The following is a 21,105-nucleotide window of genomic DNA, read 5'->3' as shown; positions in this document are numbered from 1 at the left end:
GCATTCACGGACCACCAGGAATTCAGACCTCGAAGCGGTAGCCCATGCCGGGTTCGGTGAGCAGGTGGCGCGGCCGCGAGGGTTCCGGTTCCAGCTTGCGCCGCAGCTGCGCCAGATACACCCGCAGGTAGTGCGACTCCGTTTCGTAGGAGGGGCCCCACACCTCGTGCAGCAGCTGCTTCTGCGCCACCAGCCTGCCCCGGTTGCGCACCAGCAGTTCCAGCACACCCCACTCGGTCTTGGTGAGGTGGACCTCCCTGCCCTCGCGCCGCACCTTCTTCGCCGCGAGGTCGATGGTGAAGGAACCGGTGTCCACCACCGCTTCCGCACCGTCCACACCGGACACCGCGGAACGGCGGACGGCGGCGCGCAGCCGCGCCAGCAGCTCGTCCATCCCGAACGGCTTGGTGACGTAGTCGTCGGCGCCCGCGTCCAGCGCGTGCACCTTGTCCGCGGAGTCGCTGCGCGCGGACAGCACGATGATCGGCACCGTCGTCCAGCCACGCAGCCCGGCGATCACCTCGGTGCCGTCCAGGTCCGGCAGGCCGAGGTCGAGCACGACGACGTCCGGTTTCGTCTCCGCGACCGCCTTGAGCGCGGCCGTGCCGTCGTGCGCGGTGATCACCTTGTAGCCGCGCGCGGACAGGTTGATCCGCAGTGCCCGTACGATCTGGGGCTCGTCGTCGACAACCAGCACCGTCGCGTTGTCCGGGCTCATCGCACCGTCTCCCTGTCGTCGTCCTCGAGCGCGAGGAGGTCCTTCTCCGGATCCTGCCCCCGATAGGCGGGCAGGGAAATGATCACGGTCAGTCCGCCGCCCGGGGTGTCCTCGGCGCGGATCGAACCGCCCATCGCCTCGGTGAACCCCTTGGCCACGGACAGGCCCAGCCCCACACCGGGGGTGGAGTCGCGGTCGCCGCCGAGCCGCTGGAACGGGGCGAACGCGGACTCGGCGGTGCCCTTCCGCAGCCCACGCCCGTGGTCGATGATGCGCAGCTCGACCTGGTCGGCGTACGCGCTGGCCCGTGCCGAAACCGGTTCGCCGCCGGGGTTCACGCCGTGCCGCAGCGCGTTGTCGAGCACGTTCGCCACCACCCGTTCCAGCAGCCCCGGATCGGCCAGCACCGAGGGCAGCCGCGAGTCCACCGCGACCACCACCGAACCCGAACCGTCCACATTGGTCAGCGCGTGGCTGACGACCTCGTCGTAGCCGACCGGCCGCAGGTGCGGGCGCACCGCGCCGGTGGCCAGCCGCGAGGAGTCGAGCAGGTTGTCGATCAGCCCGGCCAGCCGGTCCGCCGACTCCTCGATGGCCTCCATCAGCTCCGAAACGTCCTCTTCGGACAGTGCGAGATCCGGGGCGCGCAGGCTGCCGATGGACGCCTTGATCGAGGTGAGCGGGGTGCGCAGATCGTGCCCGACCGCCGACAGCAACGTCGTGCGCAGCTCGGTGGCGGCCGCCTTGCGCTCGGCCTTGGCCGCCGCGGCCGCGGTCCGCTGCTGGCGCAGCGCGAGCAGCGACTGGCCGGCCACCGCCTCCAGCACCCGCCGGTCCGAGGCGGGCAGCACCCGGCCGACCAGCGTCAGGTGCACGTCCGCGGTGACCGCGATGTCGATGTCGGCCTCGTCGGGGTCCTTGCACGGGTCGCCGCCCGAGCAGGCGACCTTCGTCCACTCCCCCTTCTGCTTTTCCAGCAGGGTCACCGAGGTCAGCCCGAAGTTCTCCTTCACCTTCTCCAGCAGGCGCTCGATCGGGTTCTGATGCGTCATCACGGTCCGCGCGTACGAGGCGAGCAGCGAGGCCTCGGTCCTGGCCCGCGCGGCCTGGGTGGCGCGGCGGGCGGCGGAGTCGACGACGATGGCCACCAGCACCGCGACGACCATCATCGAAATCAGCGTCACCACGTTTTCCGGTGTGTGCACGTTGAGCGTGTACAGCGGCGGGGTGAAGAAGAAGTTGAGCAGCCCGGCGCCGAGCACCGCGGCGACGAGCGCGGGGCCGAGGCCGCCCACCAGCGCGACGACGACCGTGGCGAGCACGTAGTCCATCACGTTGGTGGGATACTCCAGCGCCTGCTGGAACTGGACGCCGGCGAACGTCACGACCGCGGGCAGGAGCACCGAAAGCACCCAGCCCATGACGCGGCGGTTCGGCTTGAGCGGGCTTTTGCCCAGCCGCGCGGGCAGTTTCCCGCCCGCCTCCTCGTGCGTGACCATGTGCACGTCGATCGGCCCGGAGTCGCGGACCACCGCGGCGCCGATGCCCTCGTCGAACAGCCGCGCGACCCGGGAGCGGCGCGACGTGCCGACCACGAGCTGGGTGGCGTTGACCCCGCGCGCGAAGTCGAGCAGCGCGTCCGGCACGTCGTCGCCGACCACGGTGTGGAAGGTGGCGCCGACCTCCTCGGTCAGCTTGCGGCAGCGGGCCATCGCGGTCGGGCTGATGCCACGCAGCCCGTCCCCGCGCAGGATGTGCACCACCTGCAGCTCGGCGCCGGCGCGGGTGGCGATCCGGCTGGCGCGGCGGATCAGCGTCTCGCTCTCCGGGCCGCCGGTGATCGACACGACCACCCGTTCGCGGGTCTCCCAGGTGTCGGTGATCCGCTGCTCGGCGCGGTAGCGCTGGAGCGCGACGTCGACCTGGTCGGCGACCCAGAGCAGGGCCAGCTCGCGCAGCGCGGTGAGGTTGCCTGGCCGGAAGTAGTTGCCCAGCGCCGCGTCGATCCGCTCGGCCGAGTAGATGTTCCCGTGCGCGAGCCGCCGCCGCAGCGCCTCCGGTGTGATGTCGACCAGCTCCAGCTGTTCGGCGCGGCGCACCACCTCGTCCGGCACGGTTTCCTGCTGGGGGACACCGGTGATGCGCTGGACGACGTCGTTGAGGCTCTGCAGGTGCTGCACGTTGACCGTGGACAGCACGTCGATCCCCGCGTCGAGAAGCTCCTCGATGTCCTGCCAGCGCTTCTCGTTGCGCGAGCCGGGCACGTTGGTGTGCGCGAGTTCGTCGACCACGACGACCTCGGGTTTGCGCGCCAGCACCGCGTCGATGTCCATCTCGGTGAACTCGTGCCCGCGATGGGTGAACCGGCGCCGTGGCACGAGTTCCAGGCCGCCGGTCAGCTCCGCGGTCTTCTTGCGGCCGTGCGTCTCCACCAGTCCGATGACGACGTCGGTACCACGGTCGAGCCGCCGCCGCGCCTCGCCGAGCATCGCGAAGGTCTTGCCGACGCCCGGCGCCGCGCCGAGGTAGATTCGCAGTTCTCCCCGGCGCGGCTTCGGGCGCGTGTCGTCGTTCTCCACGACTGTCAGTGTGCCCCTCCGGCGGCGGACCGCACGGCAAGGTTGAGCTTGAGCACATTCACGCCGGGGACACCGATCCCGGCGCCGCTCGTGTTCTGCCCGACCAGCTCGCGAACCTTCGCCTCGGGCAGCCTCGTGACCCGGACCACCCTGGCGATCTGGAGATCCGCGTAGGCCGCGCTGATCGTCGGGTCGACACCGGCGGCGTCCGCGGTGACCGCGTCGGCGGGCACCTGGTCCGGTTTGACGCCCTCCCGCTGGGCGATGAGGTCCTTCCGCTTGGTGATCGTGTCCACCAGGTCCTGGTTGTACGGGCCCTTGTTGGACGCGCCGGAGGTCGACGGGTCGCCGGGGCCGAGCACGTCCTTCGCGGTGGCCGAGGGCCGGGTGTGGAACCACGGGTCGTTCGCCGGGTCCTTCGCCACCGGGTCGATCCCGATCAGCGAGGAGCCGACCGCCTGGCCGTCCTGGGTGACGACCGAGCCCTCGGCGTTGCCCTGCAGCCCGGGGATCCGAGACACCGCCCACACCGCGAGCGGGTAGATGACGCCGAGCAGCACGGTCATCACGATCAGGACGCGCAGCCCGGCACCGGTCTGCTTGAGAAGAGCCTTCATGACTATCAACCAATCCCGGGAATGAGCCGCACCAGCAGGTCGATCACCCAGATCCCGAGGAACGGGGTGACGATGCCGCCGAGGCCGTAGATCAGCAGGTTGCGCCGCAGCAGCGCGGACGCGGTGGACGGGCGGTAGCGGACACCGCGCAGCGCCAGCGGGATCAGCGCGACGATGACGAGCGCGTTGAAGATGACCGCCGAGAGGATCGCCGACTTCGGTGTCGCCAGGTGCATGATGTTGAGCGCGCCCAGCTGCGCGAAGATGCCGGTGAACATCGCGGGCAGGATGGCGAAGTACTTCGCGAGGTCGTTGGCGACACTGAACGTCGTCAGCGCGCCGCGGGTGATCAGCAGCTGCTTGCCGATCTCCACGATCTCGATCAGCTTCGTCGGGTCGGAGTCGAGGTCCACCATGTTCCCCGCCTCCTTGGCGGCGGAGGTCCCGGTGTTCATCGCGACACCGACGTCGGACTGCGCCAGCGCGGGGGCGTCGTTGGTGCCGTCACCGGTCATCGCGACCAGGCGGCCACCCTCCTGCTCCTTCTTGATGAGCGCCATCTTGTCCTCGGGCTTGGCCTCGGCGAGGTAGTCGTCGACGCCCGCGTCCTCGGCGATGGCCTTCGCGGTGAGCGGGTTGTCCCCGGTGATCATCACCGTCTTGATACCCATCGAGCGCAGCTCTTCGAAGCGCTCCTTCATGCCCGGCTTGACCACATCGGACAGCCGGATCACGCCGCGCACGAACGCCTTCCCGCCCGCGGTCTCCGCGACCACCAGCGGGGTCCCGCCCTGCTGGGAGATCTCGTCGACGACGCGTTCGGTCTCGTCCGGCATGTCGCCGCCGCGCTCGCGCACCCAGTCGCGGACCGAGCCGGTGGCGCCCTTGCGGACCTGGCGCCCGCCGAGGTCGATGCCGCTCATCCTGGTCTGCGCGGTGAAGGGGACGAACTCGCCGAGCTTCTCGTCCTCGTCGGCGGACTGGGCGAGACCGTGCCGTTCCTCGATGAGTTCGAGGATGCTGCGGCCCTCCGGGGTGCCGTCGGCGAGGGAGGACAGCCGGGCCGCAGCGGCCAGGTCGTCCACAGTGGACCCGCCGACCGGGATCAGCTCGGTGGCGCGGCGGTTGCCGAAGGTGATCGTGCCGGTCTTGTCCAGCAGCAGCGTGCTGACGTCGCCCGCCGCCTCGACCGCGCGCCCGGAGGTGGCCAGCACGTTGCGCTGCACCAGCCGGTCCATGCCCGCGATGCCGATCGCCGAGAGCAGCGCGCCGATCGTGGTCGGGATCAGGCAGACCAGCAGCGCGGTCAGCACGATCACCGACTGCTGGCTGCCCGAGTAGGCCGCCATCGGCTGCAACGCCACGACGGCGAGCAGGAAGATGATGGTCAGCGTGGAGAGCAGGATCGTCAGCGCGATCTCGTTCGGCGTCTTCTGCCGGGAAGCACCCTCCACCAACGCGATCATGCGGTCCACAAAGGACTCACCGGGCTTGGTGGTGATCTTCACGACGATCCGGTCCGACAGCACCGTGGTGCCGCCGGTGACCGCGCACCGGTCGCCACCGGACTCGCGGATGACCGGGGCCGACTCGCCGGTGATGGCCGACTCGTCGACCGTCGCGATGCCCTCGACGACGTCGCCGTCACCGGGGATCACCTGTCCGGCCTCGACCACCACCAGGTCGCCGATGCGCAGGTCCACGCCGGGGACCGACTCCTCGGAGCCGTCCTCGTTCAGGCGCCGCGCGACGGTTTCCTTCTTGGCCTTGCGCAGGGTTTCCGCCTGCGCCTTGCCCCGGCCCTCGGCCACCGCCTCGGCCAGGTTCGCGAACAGGACGGTGAACCACAGCCAGATCGCGATGAGGATGGTGAACACGCTCGGGTCGGTGATGGCGAACACGGTGACCAGCACCGAGCCCACCCACACCACGAACATCACCGGATTGCGCAGCTGGTGGCGCGGGTTGAGCTTGCGCAGCGCGTCCGGGAAGGACGTCAGGAGCTGGCGCGGGTTGAAGATCCCGGCGCCGACCCGGCCCGCGTTCTCGACGTGGTGCTGGGTCTCCTCCTCCGGGGTCCGCTGGGGTGTTTCCGTGGTGGTGGTCATGCCAACGCCTCCGCGATGGGCCCGAGCGCGAGCGCCGGGATAAAGGTGAGGGCCGCGACGAGGACGATGGTGCCGGCCAGCATCGAACCGAAGAGCGGGCCCGTGGTGGGCAGCGTGCCCGCGGTTTCGGGCACCTTCCTCTGGGACGCGAGGGATCCGGCGAGGCACAGCACGGCGATGATCGGCACGAAGCGGCCGATCAGCATGGCGACCGAGAACGAGGACTGGAACCAGCCGTTGGTCGCGGTGAGCCCGCCGAACGCGCTGCCGTTGTTGTTGCCGGTCGAGGCGTAGCCGTACAGGATCTCCGAAAGCCCGTGCGGGCCGCTGTTGCTCATCGCACCCGCGGTGTCCGGCAGCAGCAGCGCGACACCGGCGCCGAGCAGGACCACGGTCGGCATCGCGAGCATGGAGATCGCGGCGCAGGTGACCTCGCGCTTGCCGAGCTTCTTGCCCAGGTACTCCGGGGTCCGGCCGACCATCAGCCCGGCGAGGAACATCGCGATGACCGCCATCACGAGGATGCCGTAGAGACCGGTGCCGACACCGCCGGGCGAGACCTCGCCGAGCAGCATGTTCAGCATCGTGCCCCCGCCACCGGCGCCGGAAAGGCTGTCGTGCATGCCGTTGACCGCGCCGGTGGACGTGCCGGTCGTGGTGTCGGCGAAGATCGACGTCAGGCCGATCCCGAACCGCTGTTCCTTGCCCTCCAGGTTGGCTCCGGCGGCCAGCGCGGCCGGGCTCTTCGTGAAAGCCTCGGAGCTCCAGATCACGGCGAGCATCAGGCCCCACAGCGCGCCCATGACGCTCAGCAGCACGTAGCCCTGCCGGGTGTTGCCGACGAGCTTGCCGAAGGTGCGGGTCAGCGAAACCGGGATGACCAGGATCAGGAACATCTCGATCAGGTTGGTCCACGCGTTCGGGTTTTCGAACGGGTGCGCGGAGTTGCCGTTGAAGATACCGCCGCCGTTGGTGCCGAGTTCCTTGACGACCTCCTGGCTCGCGGCCGGGGCGAGCGCGATCCGGCTCTGGCTGCCGTCCGGGTTGACGACGTCGATGCCGGACTTGAGGCTCTGCACCACGCCGAGCGCGATCAGCACGATCGCGAAGACGAACGCGATCGGCAGCATGATCCGCACCGTGCCGCGGGTCAGGTCGACCCAGAAGTTGCCGAGCCGGTCGGTCCTGGACCGGACGAACCCGCGAGTCACCGCGATCGCGACGGCGAGGCCGACCGCCGCGGACAGGAAGTTCTGCACCGTGAGCCCGGCCATCTGGACGAAGTGGCCCATGGTCGACTCGGGCGTGTAGGACTGCCAGTTCGTGTTGGTCACGAAGCTGACGGCCGTGTTGAACGCGACGCCGGGCGACACCGCGCCCCGGTCGAAGTTCCAGGGCAGGATCGACTGCAATCGCTGCAACAGATACAGCAGGATGACCGCGACGAACGAGAAGCCGAGTACGCCCGAGGCGTAGGTCTTCCAGTGCTGCTCGGTGTCCGGGTCGACGCGAGCGACCTTGTAAAGGCCTTTCTCGACCTTCAGGTGCTTCTCACTGGAGAACACTTTGGCCATGTAGTCGCCGAGTGGTTTGTAGACCACAGCCAAGGCGACAAGAAGAAGGCCGACTTGCAGGAAGCCGGCCGCTGTGTCACTCATTCCGCTCCTTGTGAGGGACAGCGCGCGCCGAAGCGCATCAGAACTTTTCCGGCTTGATGAGCGCGATGAACAGGTAGACGATCAGCCCCAGTGCGAGCACCCCGCCGATCACGTTGGCGGCCACTCCTACGCCGTTCACAGCTTCTCCAAACCGCGCAGGGTCAGCGCGAGAACTCCGAAAACGCCGATCAGCAGAAGGGCGTAGAGCAAGTCGGCCACGAGGCACCTCTCAGAACAGGTCACCCAGCGGGCGACCAGTGGACGCCGCAACTCTGCGGCCGTCGCAGGGAGTAATCGACCCCGCCTGACGTCTCCTTGACGCCCCGGAAGTGGCCATTTACGCCGCCTTGACGGCCCGTGACGGCCACCACGGACCCCCTAACGGTCCGCAACCGAGTGATCTCTCAGCGGTGTGGACATATCGGGCAGACAAGAGCCGGAGAGGGTGTTACAACGGGATTACGAATAGTTGTCTTTGCTAAGCAACTGTAGGAGGTAGCACATGTGCGGTATCGCTGGCTGGGTCGCCTACGACGCCGATCTGACGCGGCGCCAGGCCGACATCGACGCCATGACCGCGACCATGTCCTGCCGGGGCCCCGACGACTCCGGCACCTGGGTCCGCAGGCACGTCGCGCTGGGTCACCGGCGGCTGGCGATCATCGACCTCCCCGGCGGGAAGCAGCCGATGAGCGTCGCCACGCCGAACGGCACGGTGGCCATGGTGTACAGCGGTGAGGCCTACAACTTCACCGAACTGCGCGAGCAGCTGCGCGGGCTCGGGCACACCTTCGAAACCGACAGTGACACCGAGGTCGTCCTGCACGGGTACCTGCAGTGGGGCGAGGGCCTGGCCGAACACCTCAACGGCATGTACGCGTTCGCGATCTGGGACGAGCGCGACGACAAGCTCGTAATGATCCGCGACCGGATGGGCATCAAGCCGTTCTACTTCTTCCCCACCCGCGACGGGGTGCTGTTCGGCTCCGAACCGAAGGCGATCCTCGCCAACCCGCTCGCCTCGCGCGTCGTGGACCTCGACGGGATACGGGAGATGATCGGGTTCACCAAGCGGCCCGGCTGGTCGCTGTGGAAGGGCATGAGCGAGGTCGAGCCCGGCACGATCGTCACCGTCTCCCGCGAGGGCGTCCGCACGCGGACCTACTGGAAGCTCGACGCGAAACCGCACACCGACGACCAGGAGACCACGGTCGCCCGCGTGCGGGAGCTGATGACCGACATCGTGTCCCGGCAACTGGTCGCCGACGTCCCGCGCTGCGTGCTGCTCTCCGGCGGCCTGGACTCCAGCGCCGTCACCGGCCTCGCCGCGGCCCGGCTGGCCGAACAGGGCGAGCAGGTGCGCACGTTCTCGGTCGACTTCTTCGGCCAGGAGGAGAACTTCCAGCCCGACGAGATGCGGGACACCCCGGACTCGCCGTTCATCCGCGACGTGGCCCAGCTGGTCGGCTCCGCGCACCAGGACGTCATGCTCAACCCGGCCGAGCTGAGCGACCCGGCGGTGCGGCGCGCCGTGCTCACCGCGCGGGACATCCCGTCCGGCATGGGCGACATGGACACCTCGCTGTACCTGCTGTTCAAGGCGATCCGCGGCGAGTCGACGGTGGCGCTGTCCGGCGAGTCGGCGGACGAGGTGTTCGGCGGCTACCGCTGGTTCCACGACGAGACGGCGGTGCGGTCGGGGACCTTCCCGTGGCTGGCCTTCCGGAACGCGCTGATGAGCGAGCGGACGCAGATGCTCGACCCCGGCCTCGCCGCGAAGCTGGACCTGCCCGGCTACATCGCCGACCAGTACGCGACCGCGGCCGCGAACGTCGAGCACCTCGACGGCGAATCCGAGCAGGAGGCCCGGATGCGCACGATCTGCCACCTGCACCTGACCCGCTTCGTGCGGATCCTGCTCGACCGCAAGGACCGCGCGTCGATGGCGGTCGGGCTGGAGGTCCGCGTCCCGTTCTGCGACCACCGGCTCGTCGAGTACGTCTACAACACGCCCTGGTCGCTCAAGACCTTCGACGGCAGGGAAAAGAGCCTGCTGCGGCACGCGACCAAGCACGTCCTGCCGGACTCGGTGCGGGACAGGGTGAAGAGCCCCTATCCCTCCACACAGGACCCCGGCTACGCGGCGGCGTTGCAGTTGCAGGCCAAGGAGGTGCTCACCGAGCAGGGGCACCAGGTGTTCGACCTGGTCGACCGCGGCTGGCTGCACCGCGCGACCGAACAGGACGCGGCGACGATGGACCCGACCGTGCGCGCGGGCATCGACCGCGCGCTGGACCTCTACCACTGGATCGAGATGTACCACCCCGAGATCCAGGGCTGAGCCCGCCGCGGTCCGTGGGGGCCTCCTTGAGGGAGCTGGGCTCCCTCAAGGAGGCCCCCACGGACCGTTTCCCGGAAAGCTTCAGTGGACGCCGTGCCGGACCTTGTGCAGGAACCGGCGCAGGACGGCGATCTCCTCGTCGTCCATTTCGAGCGCCTCGCCGAGCCGGCAGGTCACCTCGGTGCCGAGCCACCGCAACTCCCGGCCCGCCTCGGTGAGCCGGACCAGCACCGACCGGTCGTCGTCGGGATGGGTGACGCGGGCGAGGAGCCCGGCCTTCTCCAGCCGTTTGATCAACGGCGACAGGGTGTTGTATTCGAGCCCGAGCTCCCGCACGAGTTCCCGGATCGGCCGCGAATCCCGTTCCCAGAGCAGCAGCAGGACCAGGAACTGCGGATAGGTGATCCCCGCCTGTTCGAGGAGGGGCCGGTAGAAGCCGGTGACCGCGCGCGAGGTCGCGTACAGGTCGAAGCAGAGCAGGTCGGAGACCGCGGGGGGACCCGCCTGCGACGCGCTGTTCATACCGGTGTGGCTCCTCGCCTTCGATGCTCTTCACGGCGCCCGTCGACGGCCACGCCGCGAGAGGTTTTCGCAGGTTACCCCGAACCGGGCCACGCCCGGCGCTCCCGGGACTACCGGGAGGCGCGGACGATCAGGTCGGCCACGACGTCCGGCCGCGACACCGCCACCGCGTGCGAGGCGTAGGGCAGTTCGACGACCTCACGGGCGTCCGCCCGCTCGGCCATGAACTTCTGCGCGGCCACCGGGATGTTCTTGTCCTGCCCGGTGATCAGGAACCACGAGGGGATCGTGCGCCAGGCCGGCGTGGGGGCACCTTCGGACAGCGCGACGTCCCGCACCGGCCGCTGGGTGGCCGCGGCCAGCGCCGCCTGCGCGGCGGGCACGTCCGCGGCGAACTGGGCACGGTACCTGTCCTGCCGGATCACCAGGTCGTGCGTGCCGTCGCCGAGGTCGATGCTCTGCAGGGTGTCACCGAGCGTGCTCCCGGGGAACTTGTTCGACAGCTCCAACGCGCTCTCCCCCGCCTCCGGCGCGAACGCCGCGATGTAGACAAGCGCCTTCACGTTCGGATTCCCCGCGGCGGCCGCGGACTGGACCATGCCGCCGTAGGAGTGCCCGGCGAGCACGATCGGCCCGTCGATCGTGGCCAGCACCTTCTTCAGATAGCCGGCGTCGCCGCCGAGCGACCGCAGGGGGTTCGCCACCGCGACGACCGGATAGCCGCGCCGCTGCAGGCGCTGCACCACCCCGTCCCAGCTGGCCGACTCGGCGAAAGCGCCGTGCACCAGCACGATCGTCGGCTTCGGCCGGACGGCCCCGGCCTCCTCCTGACCGCTCGCCACCGCGCTCGCCGGAGTGATCGCGGCCAGCATCAGCAGCACCCCGAGCACACCGAACACCTTGCGAACCCGCATTGTTCTCCCGCTTTCCCTCGGCGGGGCAGTACACCCCGATGAACATCGCTCACGATTACATCGTGCACGAGGTAATCTAACCGAGGAATACCTCGTGCACGATGTAATTCAGGTCACACAACCTTCGCCAGGGGACGCGTCCGCTTGACCTCCAGATAAGTCGAGGTTCCAGGCTGGACGCAGGGAGGTAGTCATGACCGTATTGCTGCTCGGCAGGGATCTGGCGACCGCGACCAGGGTGGCGGCGGCGATCTCGGCCGCCGGTCACCCCGCAGAAGGCGTGACCACCGATGAGGCGGCCCTGGCGCGCATCGCCGAGGGCGACGTCGCGGCGCTCGTCCTCGGCGGCGGCGTCGAACCGCCGTCCCGGGAGAAGATGCTGGCCGCCGCCCGCGCCGGGAACATCACCGTCGTCCAGGGGCCACGACTGGGCGATCGGGACGCGGACGAATACGTCCGCGCCGAGATCGTCCCCCGGCTCTAGAGATCCAGTGTGGCGTCGACGTCATCGCCCCGGACGGCGAGTTCGGCGCCCATCCCCACGAGAAGCCGCCGCGCGGCGGCGTTGCCCGCGGTCGTCGAGGCGACGAAGCGGGCGGCGCCGCCCGTGCGCGCGGCGTCGAGCAACTCCGCCATGGCACGCCGCCCGACACCCCGGCCCCGGACGGAGCGGCCGAGCCAGATCCCGGCCTCGACCACGTCGCCCGCCGCTTCCAGCCGCGCGGCCCCGGCCGCACGACCGTCGACGTCGATCACCCACGTGGTCTCAACGGCGGTGGCCGGGTCCAGCGAACGCCGCCGATGGAAGGCGAGGAACGCGGCGCGCCGTTCAGGGGTCCACCCGGGCGGGCCGTCGAGCGGCGGCATCACCTCCAGCGGACCCGCGTCGGCCACGGCGGCTTCGAGCAGGCGCGCGAGCGAGCCCCCGTCGAGCGGGGTGAGACGTACGTCGGTCACACGCCGAGCTTCGCACCCCGCGAAACGCGGCGCGAACGGATTCGGCCGAGCAGCCGCAGGCAACGGACGTAGGGCGACCACACCGACGGACGCGCGAGCTTCCCCGTCAGCACACGCTCGGCGTTGTCCAGCAACTGTTCGAGGACCGCGTCGTGCATCGGGCGCCAGAACAGCGGCCAGGTCACCCGCGCCGCGCCGGACAACCGCCCGGCGAGGACGTGCCGGAGTTCGCAGGACCCGGCGCCCCGGGGCAGGACGACGAACTCGTGAAAGCCGTCGAGCCCCCGGGGCGCGGTGAAGCGGAACCGCACACTTTTACCGGGCACCGACGATTCGACGCAGTACCGGACCGGGCCGTGCCCGCCCCGCGCGCCGGGCGCGAGCGGTCCGTCGAACCGGATCGGCGGCCAGTCCGCGCCCGGCCAGAGCCGGTCGTCCGCGGTGGCCAGGGTGTCCAGCAGCTCGCCCGCCCGTGCCGCGGGCACGCCGAACCGCCGGGAATGCGCGTTGAAGACAGCCATGACGACGCCTCCGTTCTGGAGATTTTCCTCTAGAACGTATTAGAGCATAGTCTCTACAACATGGGCAGGCCCCCGACGCACACCAGCGCGCAGTTCCTCGACGCCGCGACGGCGTTGTTCGCCGAAGGCGGCGTCCGCGCGGTCACCATGGCGGCGGTCGCGAAGGCGACCGGTGCCCCCAGCGGCTCGGTCTACCACCGGTTCCCCGACCGTCCCGCCCTGCTGGCCGCGCTCTGGATCCGCACGCTCCGCGACTTCCAGTCCGCGTTCGTCACCGCGCTCGGCGACGCGGATTCCGTGGACGACGCGGTCGAGGCCGCTTCGGGTGTCGTGCTGTGGTGCCGCGCGAACCCGGCCGCGGCGCGCGTGCTGGACGCGGGCAAACACGCCTTCGGCCCGGCGGAGTGGTCGGAGACCGCCGTCGCGGAGACCGCCCGTGCGGACGGGGAACTGAAGGCGGCGCTGAAGAGGGCGACGGCGAAGCTGCCGGGGATCACCGGCGGCACCGACGAGGAGGTCGTGCTCGCACTGGTGGAGATCCCCCGCGCCGTGGTCCACCGCTACCTGTCGGCGGGCCGCACTCCCCCGCCTCGTGCGGTCGACCTCGTGGCCCGCACCGTCCGCAAGCTGCTCCGGCCCTAGCCCGCGTCGTCTTCGGCAGCGAGAGCGGTCTCGATGTCCGGCAACCAGAAGCAGGTCTCCCAGGTCCGCAGATCGGCCCAGCGCAACAGTTTGCGGCCTTCCCGGTACGCCCCGGCCACCGACGCGGCCAGCAACACCGCACAGCACGCGGCCAGTATCCGATGACCACCGGCGATCAGCTCGACCACGGCGGCCACGAACCCGAACGCCAGCGGCAACGTCAGGTTCCGCACCATCAGGCCCTGGGACATCACCCGGTCGATCTGCGCGGCCGCCTCCTTGTCCTGCACGGCCACGCCCAACCGCAGCAGCGCCGTGTCGGCGTGGACGTAGGCGCGCTCGCGTGCCTGCGGGTTCCGGGCGAGAAAGGACTGCCTGGCCGCCTCACGGCCGCCCCGCAGCGGGAGCACCCGGCTCACGACCGCCCACAACGCGCTGGTGAGGTGGCCCAGTACGTAACTGACCACCACGACGACGACCACCAGCAGCACGGCGGGCAGCGAGGTCAGGCGGGCGACGTCGAGTGCGTGCAGCCGCGCTCCCAGATAGACCAGGAACGCGAGCTGGCACGCCCCGGGGACCGCGTAGAGGAACAGGTCGAAAATGCCCACGGCGAACGTCAAACCGGGGTCCTCCTTGGCTTCTCGGGGTGCACCCGAGTCTGTCAGCCCGGCGTCCGCCGCGGGAGGCTAGCGGCGAACTTCGGCCACCGCGACCGGACGGCGTTCGCGGCGGGAAAGCTCGCAGGCTTCGGCGAGGTAGAACGCCTCCAGCGCGTCGAGCACCCCGCACGGGCTTTCGGCACGCCGGGCGGCGACGTCGAGGAACGTCTTCAGCTCGCTGGTGTACGCGGGCCGGAAGCGCTCCATGAACCCCGGATAGACCGGCCCCGGCAGGGCGGGCACGCCGGGTTCGGCCGAGCGCAACGGCACCCGGTCGTCCAGGCCGACCACGATGTTCGCGAGCGAGCCGAGCACCTCGAGCCGCACGTCGTGGCCCGCGCCGTTGTACCGGCTCAGCGACACCGTGACGAGCGTGCCGTCGTCCAGCGTCAGCGTCGCCGCCCCGGTGTCGACGTCGCCCGCGTCCACGAAGAACCGCTCACCCCGGTTGCCTCCCCGCGCGTACACCTCGGTCACCTCGCGGCCGGTGACCCAGCGGATGATGTCGAAGTCGTGCACGCCACAGTCGCGGAACAGCCCACCGGAACGCGGAACGTACTCCGCGGGCGGCGGTCCGGCGTCCAGCGTCGTCGCGCGTACCGTGTGCAGCCAGCCCAGCTCCCCCGACGCCACCGCGGCCCGCGCCGCGGTGTACCCCGCGTCGAACCGCCGCTGGAAACCGATCTGCACCGGGACGTCGGAACCGGTGAGGTGCTCGATCACCGCCAGTGTGCCCGTGAGGTCCACGGCCACCGGCTTTTCGCAGAACACCGGGATGCCCGCGTCGACGGCCCGGGTGATCAGCGCGGGATGCGCGTCGGTCGCCGCCGTGACGACCAGGCCGTCGAGCCCGGCCCCGAACAGCGCGTCGATGCTCTCCACCGCGGTGACCCCGAGCTTCGCGGCGGTCGCCCGCGCGCGTTCCGCGTCCACGTCGGCGACGACGACCTCGCCGACCTCGTCGAAGCCCTTCAACGTTTCGGCGTGCGACGCGCCGATGCGGCCGGTGCCGGCCAGTCCCAGCTTCATGGCTGCCCTCCCTTGGCGTTCAACGGTGTGCGGGGGATCCGCGGCGCGGGTTCGCGGTGGTCGACCGGACCACCAGACGGGGATGCAGCAGGTGCCGGACCGGTTCGGCCCGCTCGCCGCGGATCCGCTCCAGCAGCGCCTCGCAGGCCAGCCTGCCCATCTCGGTCCTCGGCTGGTCCACTGTGGTCAGTGAGACATGCCGCAGCGCGGCGAGGGAGCTGTTGTCGTAGCCGACGACGGAGAAGTCCTCCGGCACCCGGAACCCGGCCTCCTCCAGCGCCGAGATCGCGCCGACGGCGTTGAAGTCGTTGCCCGCCAGCAACGCCGTGGGCAGCTCAGCGGGCGCGTACCGGCACAGCAGCTCCCGCACCGCCTTCTCGCCCGCGGTGTCGGTGTGCTCGCTGCGCACGACGACCGGCTCCAGCCCGTTGGCGCGCATGGCCTGGCCGAATCCCCTGCGCCGGGCCGAGGCGCCCGCCGCGCCCCCGCCGTCGAGGTGGGCTATCCGCCGGTGCCCCAGTGCGACGAGGTGCTCCACGGCCATCGCGGCGCCCGCCTCACCGTCGTCGTTCACGGTGTCCACACCCGGCGCCCGGGAGGTCCGCGACACCAGCACGACCGCGCACTGCCCGGCCGCCGCGTCGATCGCGGACGCGGGCGCGACCGGAGACAGCAGGACGACGCCCGCCGGCCGGAAGGAAAGGAGACTGCGCAGCGCGTCGCGCTCCCGCGCGGGGCTACGGCCACCGGTGTTGAGGATCAGGTCGAACCCCGCCGCCCGCGCCGCGGCGTCGAGCCCCTCGACGACGTCGGCGAAGAAGGCGTTGCGGAGATCGGAAACCATCACGCCCAGCACGGTCGAGGTCCGGCTGGCCAGCGACCGCGCCATCACGTGCGGCTGGTACCCCAGCTCCTCGGCCGCCTTGAGCACGGCGGCGCGACGCCGGTCGGAGACCTTGGGGGAATTCCGCATCACCAGCGAGACGAGCGCGCGGGAGACACCCGCCCGCTCGGCGACGTCCTCCATCGTCGGCCGGGTCATCGGCGCCCCTTCCGGATCGGCCCCTTGACTTCGCTGTGACGGACGCTACAAGATTAGAGCGCTCTAATCAATAGAGCGCTCCACCACGACCACCGGCTGGAGAGTCCATGACACCGTCGTCCACGCCGTCCGCCGGGCCGTCCGGGTTCAAGGTCGCCGCCGCGCCTATTTCCTGGGGCGTGTGCGAGGTGCCGGGCTGGGGCCGGGTACTCGACGCGCCGACCGTGCTCGGCGAGATGGCCGGGCTGGGCGTCCACGCCACCGAACTCGGCCCGCCGGGCTACCTTCCCCGCGACCCGGCCGATCTCCGCGCGCTGCTCGGCGAGTACGGGCTGAACCTCGTCGGCGGCTTCCTCGCCGTCGTCCTGCACGAGGACCCCGGCGCCGCGCTGACGGCGGCCGGGGAGTCGGCCGCGCTGTTCGCCGCGTGCGGTGCCGAGGTACTGGTACTCGCCGCCGCGACCGGGCTCGACGGCTACGACGAGCGGCCCGCGCTGTCCGCCGCCGAGTGGGCAACGCTCGTCGGGACCGCGGCGAAGATCCGGGACGTGGCGGCGGAGCACGGCCTGGTGACCGTCCTGCATCCCCATGTCGGCACCCACGTGGAGACCGGGGCGGAGGTCGAACGGTTCCTCGCCGATTCGGACCTTCCGCTGTGCCTCGACACCGGTCACCTGATCGTCGGCGGCACCGATCCGGTCGCGCTCGCGAAGCGCTATCCGGACCGCATCGGACACCTGCATCTCAAGGACGTCAACGGAAAGCTCGCCGAGGACGTGCGTGCCGGGCGGGTCGCGTACACCGAAGCTGTCGGTGCCGGGTTGTATGTTCCCCTCGGTGAAGGAGACGTCGACATCGACGCGATGGTCGGGTCCGTCCACAAGGCGGGCTACGACGGGTGGTACGTCCTGGAACAGGACACCGCATTGAGCGAGGAAAGCCCGGTGGAGCGCCCGAAACGGGATGTGGCCACGAGCCTGGCCTACCTGCGTGGCGTGCTCGGCCGGCTGACGGCCGGGTAGGACGAGCGCCGCGCGGGACGAGCACAGCGAGGAGAGACGATGAGGTCCCATCGCTTCACCGCGGGACTGGTGGCGGCAGCGGGGTTGCTGCTGCTGTCGGCCTGCACCGGCCCGGCGGCCGAGCCCAAGGCCGCCACGGGCGCGCCCGCGCCCGCCGACACCGGTCCGCTGCGCATCGCGGTCATCACGCACGGCACCGCGGGCGACGCGTTCTGGAACGTGGTCAAAAACGGTGCCGAGCAGGCGGGCAAGGAGCTGAACGTCGGCGTCGAGTACACCTCCGACGGCGACCCCGGCAACCAGGCCAAGCTGATCGACAACGCGGTCGCCCAGCACGTCGGCGGGCTGGTGGTGTCGATGGCGAACCCGGAAGCGCTGAAACCCTCGGTCGAGGCCGCGGTGCGCGCGGGCATCCCGGTGGTCACCATCAACTCCGGCGAGGAAAAGAGCGCGGCCTACGGCGCGCTGACCCATGTCGGGCAGAACGAGGCGATCGCCGGGCAGGAGGCCGGGAAGAAGTTCCGGGCGCTCGGCAGGAAGAAGCTGCTGTGCGTGATCCACGAGGCGGGCAACATCGGACAGGCGCAGCGCTGTGACGGCGCGAAGTCCGGCTTCGGCGGCGAGGTCACGACATTGCAGGTGGACATCAGCAACCCGGCCGACGCCGAGTCCCGCATCCGCGGCGCGGTGCGGACCGATCCCTCGCTCGACGCGGTGCTCACGCTGAACTCCCAGGTCGCGGCCCGCGCGGTGAGCGCGATCAGGGCGGTGGGCTCGCCGGCGCAGGTCGGCACGTTCGACCTCAACTCCGACGTGGTGGCCGCGATCAGGGCGGACGAGGTCCGGTTCGCGGTCGATCAGCAGCAGTACGAGCAGGGCTACCTGCCGGTGGTGTTCCTCAAGCTGCACCGGGACAACGCCAACGTCGTCGGCGGCGGCAAGCCGGTGCTCACCGGCCCCGACCTGGTCGACAAATCCACTGTGGACAAGGTGGGCCGGTACGTGCAAAGGGGCACCCGATGAGCACGACAACCCTGGACGAACGCGTCGCCCGGCCGCGCCCGCTGGACCGGCTGGTGGTGCGCCCGGAGATCGGCGCGCTGCTCGGCGCGGTGCTGGTGTTCGTCTTCTTCACACTGGTCACCGACCAGTTCTTCAGCGCGAGCGGCGTGGCGACCTGGCTCGACGACGCCTCGACGCTCGGCATCATGGCCGTCGCGGTGTCGCTGCTCATGGTGGGCGGCGAGTTCGATCTCTCCGCCGGGGTGCTGACGGCGTCGACCTCGCTGGTCACCGCGATCCTCGCGACGCAGGCCGGCTGGAACGTCTGGCTCGCGCTGGGGGTGTCGCTGGTGTTCGCGCTCGGCGTCGGCGCGTTCAACGGCTGGCTGGTACTGAAGACCGGGCTGCCGAGCTTCATCGTCACGCTCGGCACCTTTCTCGCGCTACAGGGCCTGAACCTCGGCGTGACCCGGCTGGTCACCGGCACCGTGCAGGTGTCCGGGATGCGCTCGGCCGAGGGCTACGCGTCCTCGGGGTTCGTCTTCGCGTCCACTGTGGACATCGGGGGCACGCCGTTCCAGATCTCCATCGTGTGGTGGATCGGGTTCGCGCTGGTGGCCGCGTGGCTGCTGGTCCGCACGCGGTTCGGGAACTGGGTCTTCGCGGTCGGCGGGTCCGCGCCGGGTGCGCGCGCGGTCGGCGTGCCGGTGGCGCGCACCAAGATCCTGCTGTTCGTGACCACCGCGCTCGCGGCCTGGCTGGTCGGCTCGATCAACATCCTGCGCTTCGCCAGCGTCCAGGCGAACCAGGGCATCGGGCTGGAGTTCCAGTACATCATCGCCGCGGTGATCGGCGGCTGCCTGCTCACCGGCGGCTTCGGTTCGGCGATCGGCGCCGCGATCGGCGCGCTGATCTTCGGCATGGCCCGGCAGGGCATCGTGTTCGCCCGCTGGGACAGCGACTGGTTCATGCTCTTCCTCGGCGTCATGCTGCTCGCCGCGGTCCTGGTCAACAACGCCTTCCGGCGCCGCGCGGAAAGGGTACGACGGTGAATCTCCTCGAGGTGAAGGACGTCGGCAAGACCTACGGCAGCGTCATCGCCCTGCGCGAGGTGTCCACCGTGGTCAACGCGGGCGAGGTCACCTGCGTGCTCGGCGACAACGGCGCGGGCAAGTCGACGCTGATCAAGATCCTCGCCGGGGTACACCGGCACGACCACGGCGAGTACACAGTGGACGGTCAGCCGGTCCGGTTCACGTCTCCGCGCGAGGCGCTGGACCGGGGCATCGCCACGGTCTACCAGGATCTCGCGGTCGTCCCGCTGATGAGCGTCTGGCGGAACTTCTTCCTCGGCTCAGAACCGACCGTCGGCTTCGGCCCGTTCCGCGCGCTGGACCGGAAGAAGGCCCGCGAGACGACAAAGCGGGCGCTGGCCGACATGGGCATCGACCTGCGGGACGTCGAGCAGCCGGTCGGCACGCTCTCCGGTGGCGAGCGGCAGTGCGTCGCGATCGCCCGCGCGGTGTATTTCGGCGCGAAGGTGCTGATCCTCGACGAGCCGACCGCCGCGCTCGGCGTGAAGCAGGCCGGGGTGGTGCTCAGGTACGTCGCGCAGGCGGCCGACCGGGGGCTCGGCGTCGTGCTGATCACGCACAACCCGCACCACGCCTATCCGGTCGGCGACCGGTTCCTGCTGCTCAAGCGCGGCGTCGCGCTGGGCTCGTACGAGAAGGCCGACATCACGCTGCCGGAGCTGACGCGGCAGATGGCGGGCGGCGCGGAACTGGAGGCGCTGGAACACGAGTTGCGCGAGGTGAAAGGCCCATGAGCCTGGAGGCGCTGACGGTCGGCAGGGTCGGGGTGGATCTCTACCCCGAGCAGAGCGGTGTTCCGCTGGCGGAGGTGGCCACGTTCGCCAAGTCGCTCGGTGGCACGGCGACCAACGTCGCGGTCGCCGCCGCGCGGCTCGGCAGGCGCACCGCGGTGCTCACCAAGGTCGGGCCGGACGGTTTCGGCGGCTACGTCCGGCAGGCGCTGTCCGGTTTCGGGGTCTCCCCCAAGTTCGTCGGATGCGCACCCGGGTTGCAGACGCCGGTGGTGTTCTGCGCGCTCGACCCGCCCGCCGATCCGCCGTTGCTGTTCTACCGCGCCCCGACCGCGCCCGATCTCACGATCACCGAGGACGAGGTGCCGTGGGAGGTCGTCGCGTCGGTCCCGCTGTTGTGGGTCACCGGAACGGGTGTTTCGGCCGAACCGGCCCGCACGACCCAGCGGAAGATGCTGGCGCGCCGCGGTCGGCGGGAGCACACCGTGCTCGATCTCGACTACCGGCCGATGTTCTGGCCCGGCGTCGAGAGCGCGCGGGCGGAGATCGGCTGGATGCTGGACCACGTGAGCGTCGCGGTCGGCAACCGCGCCGAGGCGGAGGTCGCGGTCGGGAGCGCCGATCCGGACGAGGCGGCCTCGCGGATGCTGGCCAGGGGTGTCACGCTGGCGGTGATCAAGAAGGGCGCGGACGGGGTGCTGGTCGCGACGCCGGAGGGCCGGTGGACGGTGCCGCCCCGGCCGGTCGAGGTGGTGTGCGGGCTCGGTGCCGGGGACGGGTTCGGCGGGGCGCTGATCCACGGGCTGCTCTCCGGCTGGGACCCGGTGCGCCTGGCCACCTACGCCAACGCCGCGGGCGCGCTCGTGGCCTCCCGGCTGGCCTGTGCCGACGCGATGCCCGGCGCGAGCGAGATCGAGGAGCTGCTGTGAGGGATCGCATGAGCGAA

At 70.5% G+C, this 21,105-nt stretch carries 21 protein-coding genes; 8 read left to right on the top strand and 13 right to left on the bottom strand.

Features of this window, described 5'->3' with window-relative positions; translation table 11 throughout:
* Positions 1-22: 22 nt before the first annotated feature.
* The 6 genes from ABD987_RS09645 to kdpF are packed head-to-tail and all read right to left on the bottom strand — an operon-like array spanning position 23 to position 7,819.
* A complete protein-coding gene (locus ABD987_RS09645; protein ID WP_345389314.1) occupies positions 23-718 on the bottom strand; it encodes a response regulator in 696 nt (231 codons plus the stop codon).
* Positions 715-3,297: a sensor histidine kinase gene (locus ABD987_RS09640; protein ID WP_345389312.1), complete on the bottom strand. Its 2,583-nt coding sequence runs from the start codon at positions 3,295-3,297 to the stop codon at positions 715-717. Before ABD987_RS09640 ends, ABD987_RS09645 begins: the two co-directional genes overlap by 4 nt.
* 5 nt (positions 3,298-3,302) lie before the next feature.
* Positions 3,303-3,914 (bottom strand): potassium-transporting ATPase subunit C, encoded by a 612-nt coding sequence (locus ABD987_RS09635; protein WP_345389308.1) that lies wholly within the window; start codon positions 3,912-3,914, stop codon positions 3,303-3,305.
* Positions 3,915-3,919: 5 nt separating this feature from the next.
* Positions 3,920-6,022 (bottom strand): potassium-transporting ATPase subunit KdpB, encoded by a 2,103-nt coding sequence (kdpB, locus tag ABD987_RS09630; protein WP_345389306.1) that lies wholly within the window; start codon positions 6,020-6,022, stop codon positions 3,920-3,922.
* Positions 6,019-7,680 carry a potassium-transporting ATPase subunit KdpA gene (kdpA, locus tag ABD987_RS09625; protein WP_345389304.1) on the bottom strand — a complete coding sequence of 554 codons (1,662 nt, stop codon included), beginning with the start codon at positions 7,678-7,680 and terminating at the stop codon, positions 6,019-6,021. The genes kdpB and kdpA overlap by 4 nt, the downstream gene beginning before the upstream one ends.
* A gap of 37 nt (positions 7,681-7,717) precedes the next feature.
* The gene (gene kdpF, locus ABD987_RS09620) at positions 7,718-7,819 is read right to left on the bottom strand and encodes a K(+)-transporting ATPase subunit F (RefSeq protein ID WP_345389302.1); all 102 of its coding nucleotides are present in this window, start codon (positions 7,817-7,819) and stop codon (positions 7,718-7,720) included.
* Between the two features lie 363 nt (positions 7,820-8,182).
* On the opposite strand from kdpF, the gene asnB reads away from it, so the two are divergent.
* Positions 8,183-10,021, top strand: coding sequence for an asparagine synthase (glutamine-hydrolyzing) (asnB, locus tag ABD987_RS09615; RefSeq protein WP_345389300.1), 1,839 nt, complete (start codon positions 8,183-8,185; stop codon positions 10,019-10,021).
* An 81-nt stretch (positions 10,022-10,102) separates the two neighbouring features.
* On the opposite strand, the gene ABD987_RS09610 is transcribed toward asnB, so the two are convergent.
* Together ABD987_RS09610 and ABD987_RS09605 are read right to left on the bottom strand one after the other, a co-directional pair.
* Entirely contained in the window at positions 10,103-10,543 is a 441-nt protein-coding gene (locus ABD987_RS09610; protein ID WP_345389298.1) for a MarR family winged helix-turn-helix transcriptional regulator, read from the bottom strand.
* A gap of 110 nt (positions 10,544-10,653) precedes the next feature.
* Entirely contained in the window at positions 10,654-11,457 is an 804-nt protein-coding gene (locus ABD987_RS09605) for an alpha/beta fold hydrolase (RefSeq protein WP_345389296.1), read from the bottom strand.
* Positions 11,458-11,650: 193 nt separating this feature from the next.
* On the opposite strand from ABD987_RS09605, the gene ABD987_RS09600 reads away from it, so the two are divergent.
* Positions 11,651-11,941, top strand: a complete 291-nt coding sequence (locus ABD987_RS09600; RefSeq protein ID WP_345389294.1) for a hypothetical protein — start codon at positions 11,651-11,653, stop codon at positions 11,939-11,941.
* Here ABD987_RS09600 and ABD987_RS09595 read toward each other — a convergent pair.
* Positions 11,938-12,414: a GNAT family N-acetyltransferase gene (locus ABD987_RS09595; RefSeq protein WP_345389292.1), complete on the bottom strand. Its 477-nt coding sequence runs from the start codon at positions 12,412-12,414 to the stop codon at positions 11,938-11,940. The genes ABD987_RS09600 and ABD987_RS09595 overlap by 4 nt on opposite strands.
* Positions 12,411-12,935, bottom strand: coding sequence for an SRPBCC family protein (locus ABD987_RS09590; protein ID WP_345389290.1), 525 nt, complete (start codon positions 12,933-12,935; stop codon positions 12,411-12,413). Before ABD987_RS09590 ends, ABD987_RS09595 begins: the two co-directional genes overlap by 4 nt.
* Positions 12,936-12,995: 60 nt before the next feature.
* Between ABD987_RS09590 and ABD987_RS09585 the strand changes: the two genes are divergently transcribed.
* Positions 12,996-13,577 carry a TetR/AcrR family transcriptional regulator gene (locus tag ABD987_RS09585; RefSeq protein ID WP_345389288.1) on the top strand — a complete coding sequence of 194 codons (582 nt, stop codon included), beginning with the start codon at positions 12,996-12,998 and terminating at the stop codon, positions 13,575-13,577.
* On the opposite strand, the gene ABD987_RS09580 is transcribed toward ABD987_RS09585, so the two are convergent.
* The 3 genes from ABD987_RS09580 to ABD987_RS09570 all read right to left on the bottom strand — a co-directional run bounded on the left by ABD987_RS09580 (position 13,574) and on the right by ABD987_RS09570 (position 16,310).
* Positions 13,574-14,200 carry a hypothetical protein gene (locus ABD987_RS09580; protein WP_345389286.1) on the bottom strand — a complete coding sequence of 209 codons (627 nt, stop codon included), beginning with the start codon at positions 14,198-14,200 and terminating at the stop codon, positions 13,574-13,576. The genes ABD987_RS09585 and ABD987_RS09580 overlap by 4 nt on opposite strands.
* Positions 14,201-14,266: 66 nt before the next feature.
* Entirely contained in the window at positions 14,267-15,268 is a 1,002-nt protein-coding gene (locus tag ABD987_RS09575; protein ID WP_345389284.1) for a Gfo/Idh/MocA family protein, read from the bottom strand.
* Positions 15,269-15,287: 19 nt separating this feature from the next.
* Positions 15,288-16,310, bottom strand: coding sequence for a LacI family DNA-binding transcriptional regulator (locus ABD987_RS09570; RefSeq protein ID WP_345389282.1), 1,023 nt, complete (start codon positions 16,308-16,310; stop codon positions 15,288-15,290).
* Positions 16,311-16,417: 107 nt separating this feature from the next.
* On the opposite strand from ABD987_RS09570, the gene ABD987_RS09565 reads away from it, so the two are divergent.
* From ABD987_RS09565 to iolC, 5 genes are read left to right on the top strand one after another with little or no spacing between them, the layout of a single operon-like run.
* Positions 16,418-17,332 (top strand): sugar phosphate isomerase/epimerase family protein, encoded by a 915-nt coding sequence (locus tag ABD987_RS09565; protein ID WP_345389280.1) that lies wholly within the window; start codon positions 16,418-16,420, stop codon positions 17,330-17,332.
* Positions 17,333-17,371: 39 nt separating this feature from the next.
* Complete coding sequence (locus tag ABD987_RS09560) at positions 17,372-18,355, top strand: sugar ABC transporter substrate-binding protein (protein WP_345389278.1); 984 nt, start codon at positions 17,372-17,374, stop codon at positions 18,353-18,355.
* Positions 18,352-19,386 carry an ABC transporter permease gene (locus tag ABD987_RS09555; protein ID WP_345389276.1) on the top strand — a complete coding sequence of 345 codons (1,035 nt, stop codon included), beginning with the start codon at positions 18,352-18,354 and terminating at the stop codon, positions 19,384-19,386. The genes ABD987_RS09560 and ABD987_RS09555 overlap by 4 nt, the downstream gene beginning before the upstream one ends.
* Entirely contained in the window at positions 19,383-20,162 is a 780-nt protein-coding gene (locus tag ABD987_RS09550; RefSeq protein WP_345389274.1) for an ATP-binding cassette domain-containing protein, read from the top strand. The genes ABD987_RS09555 and ABD987_RS09550 overlap by 4 nt, the downstream gene beginning before the upstream one ends.
* Positions 20,159-21,088, top strand: a complete 930-nt coding sequence (gene iolC, locus ABD987_RS09545; protein WP_345389272.1) for a 5-dehydro-2-deoxygluconokinase — start codon at positions 20,159-20,161, stop codon at positions 21,086-21,088. Before ABD987_RS09550 ends, iolC begins: the two co-directional genes overlap by 4 nt.
* Positions 21,089-21,105 lie beyond the last annotated feature (17 nt).

The sequence above is a fragment of the Amycolatopsis samaneae genome (assembly GCF_039541975.1).
In the GTDB taxonomy this organism is placed as follows: domain Bacteria; phylum Actinomycetota; class Actinomycetes; order Mycobacteriales; family Pseudonocardiaceae; genus Amycolatopsis; species Amycolatopsis samaneae.
The sequence above is the reverse complement of the archived record's forward strand: the minus strand, read 5'-3'. Positions and strand labels throughout refer to the sequence as shown.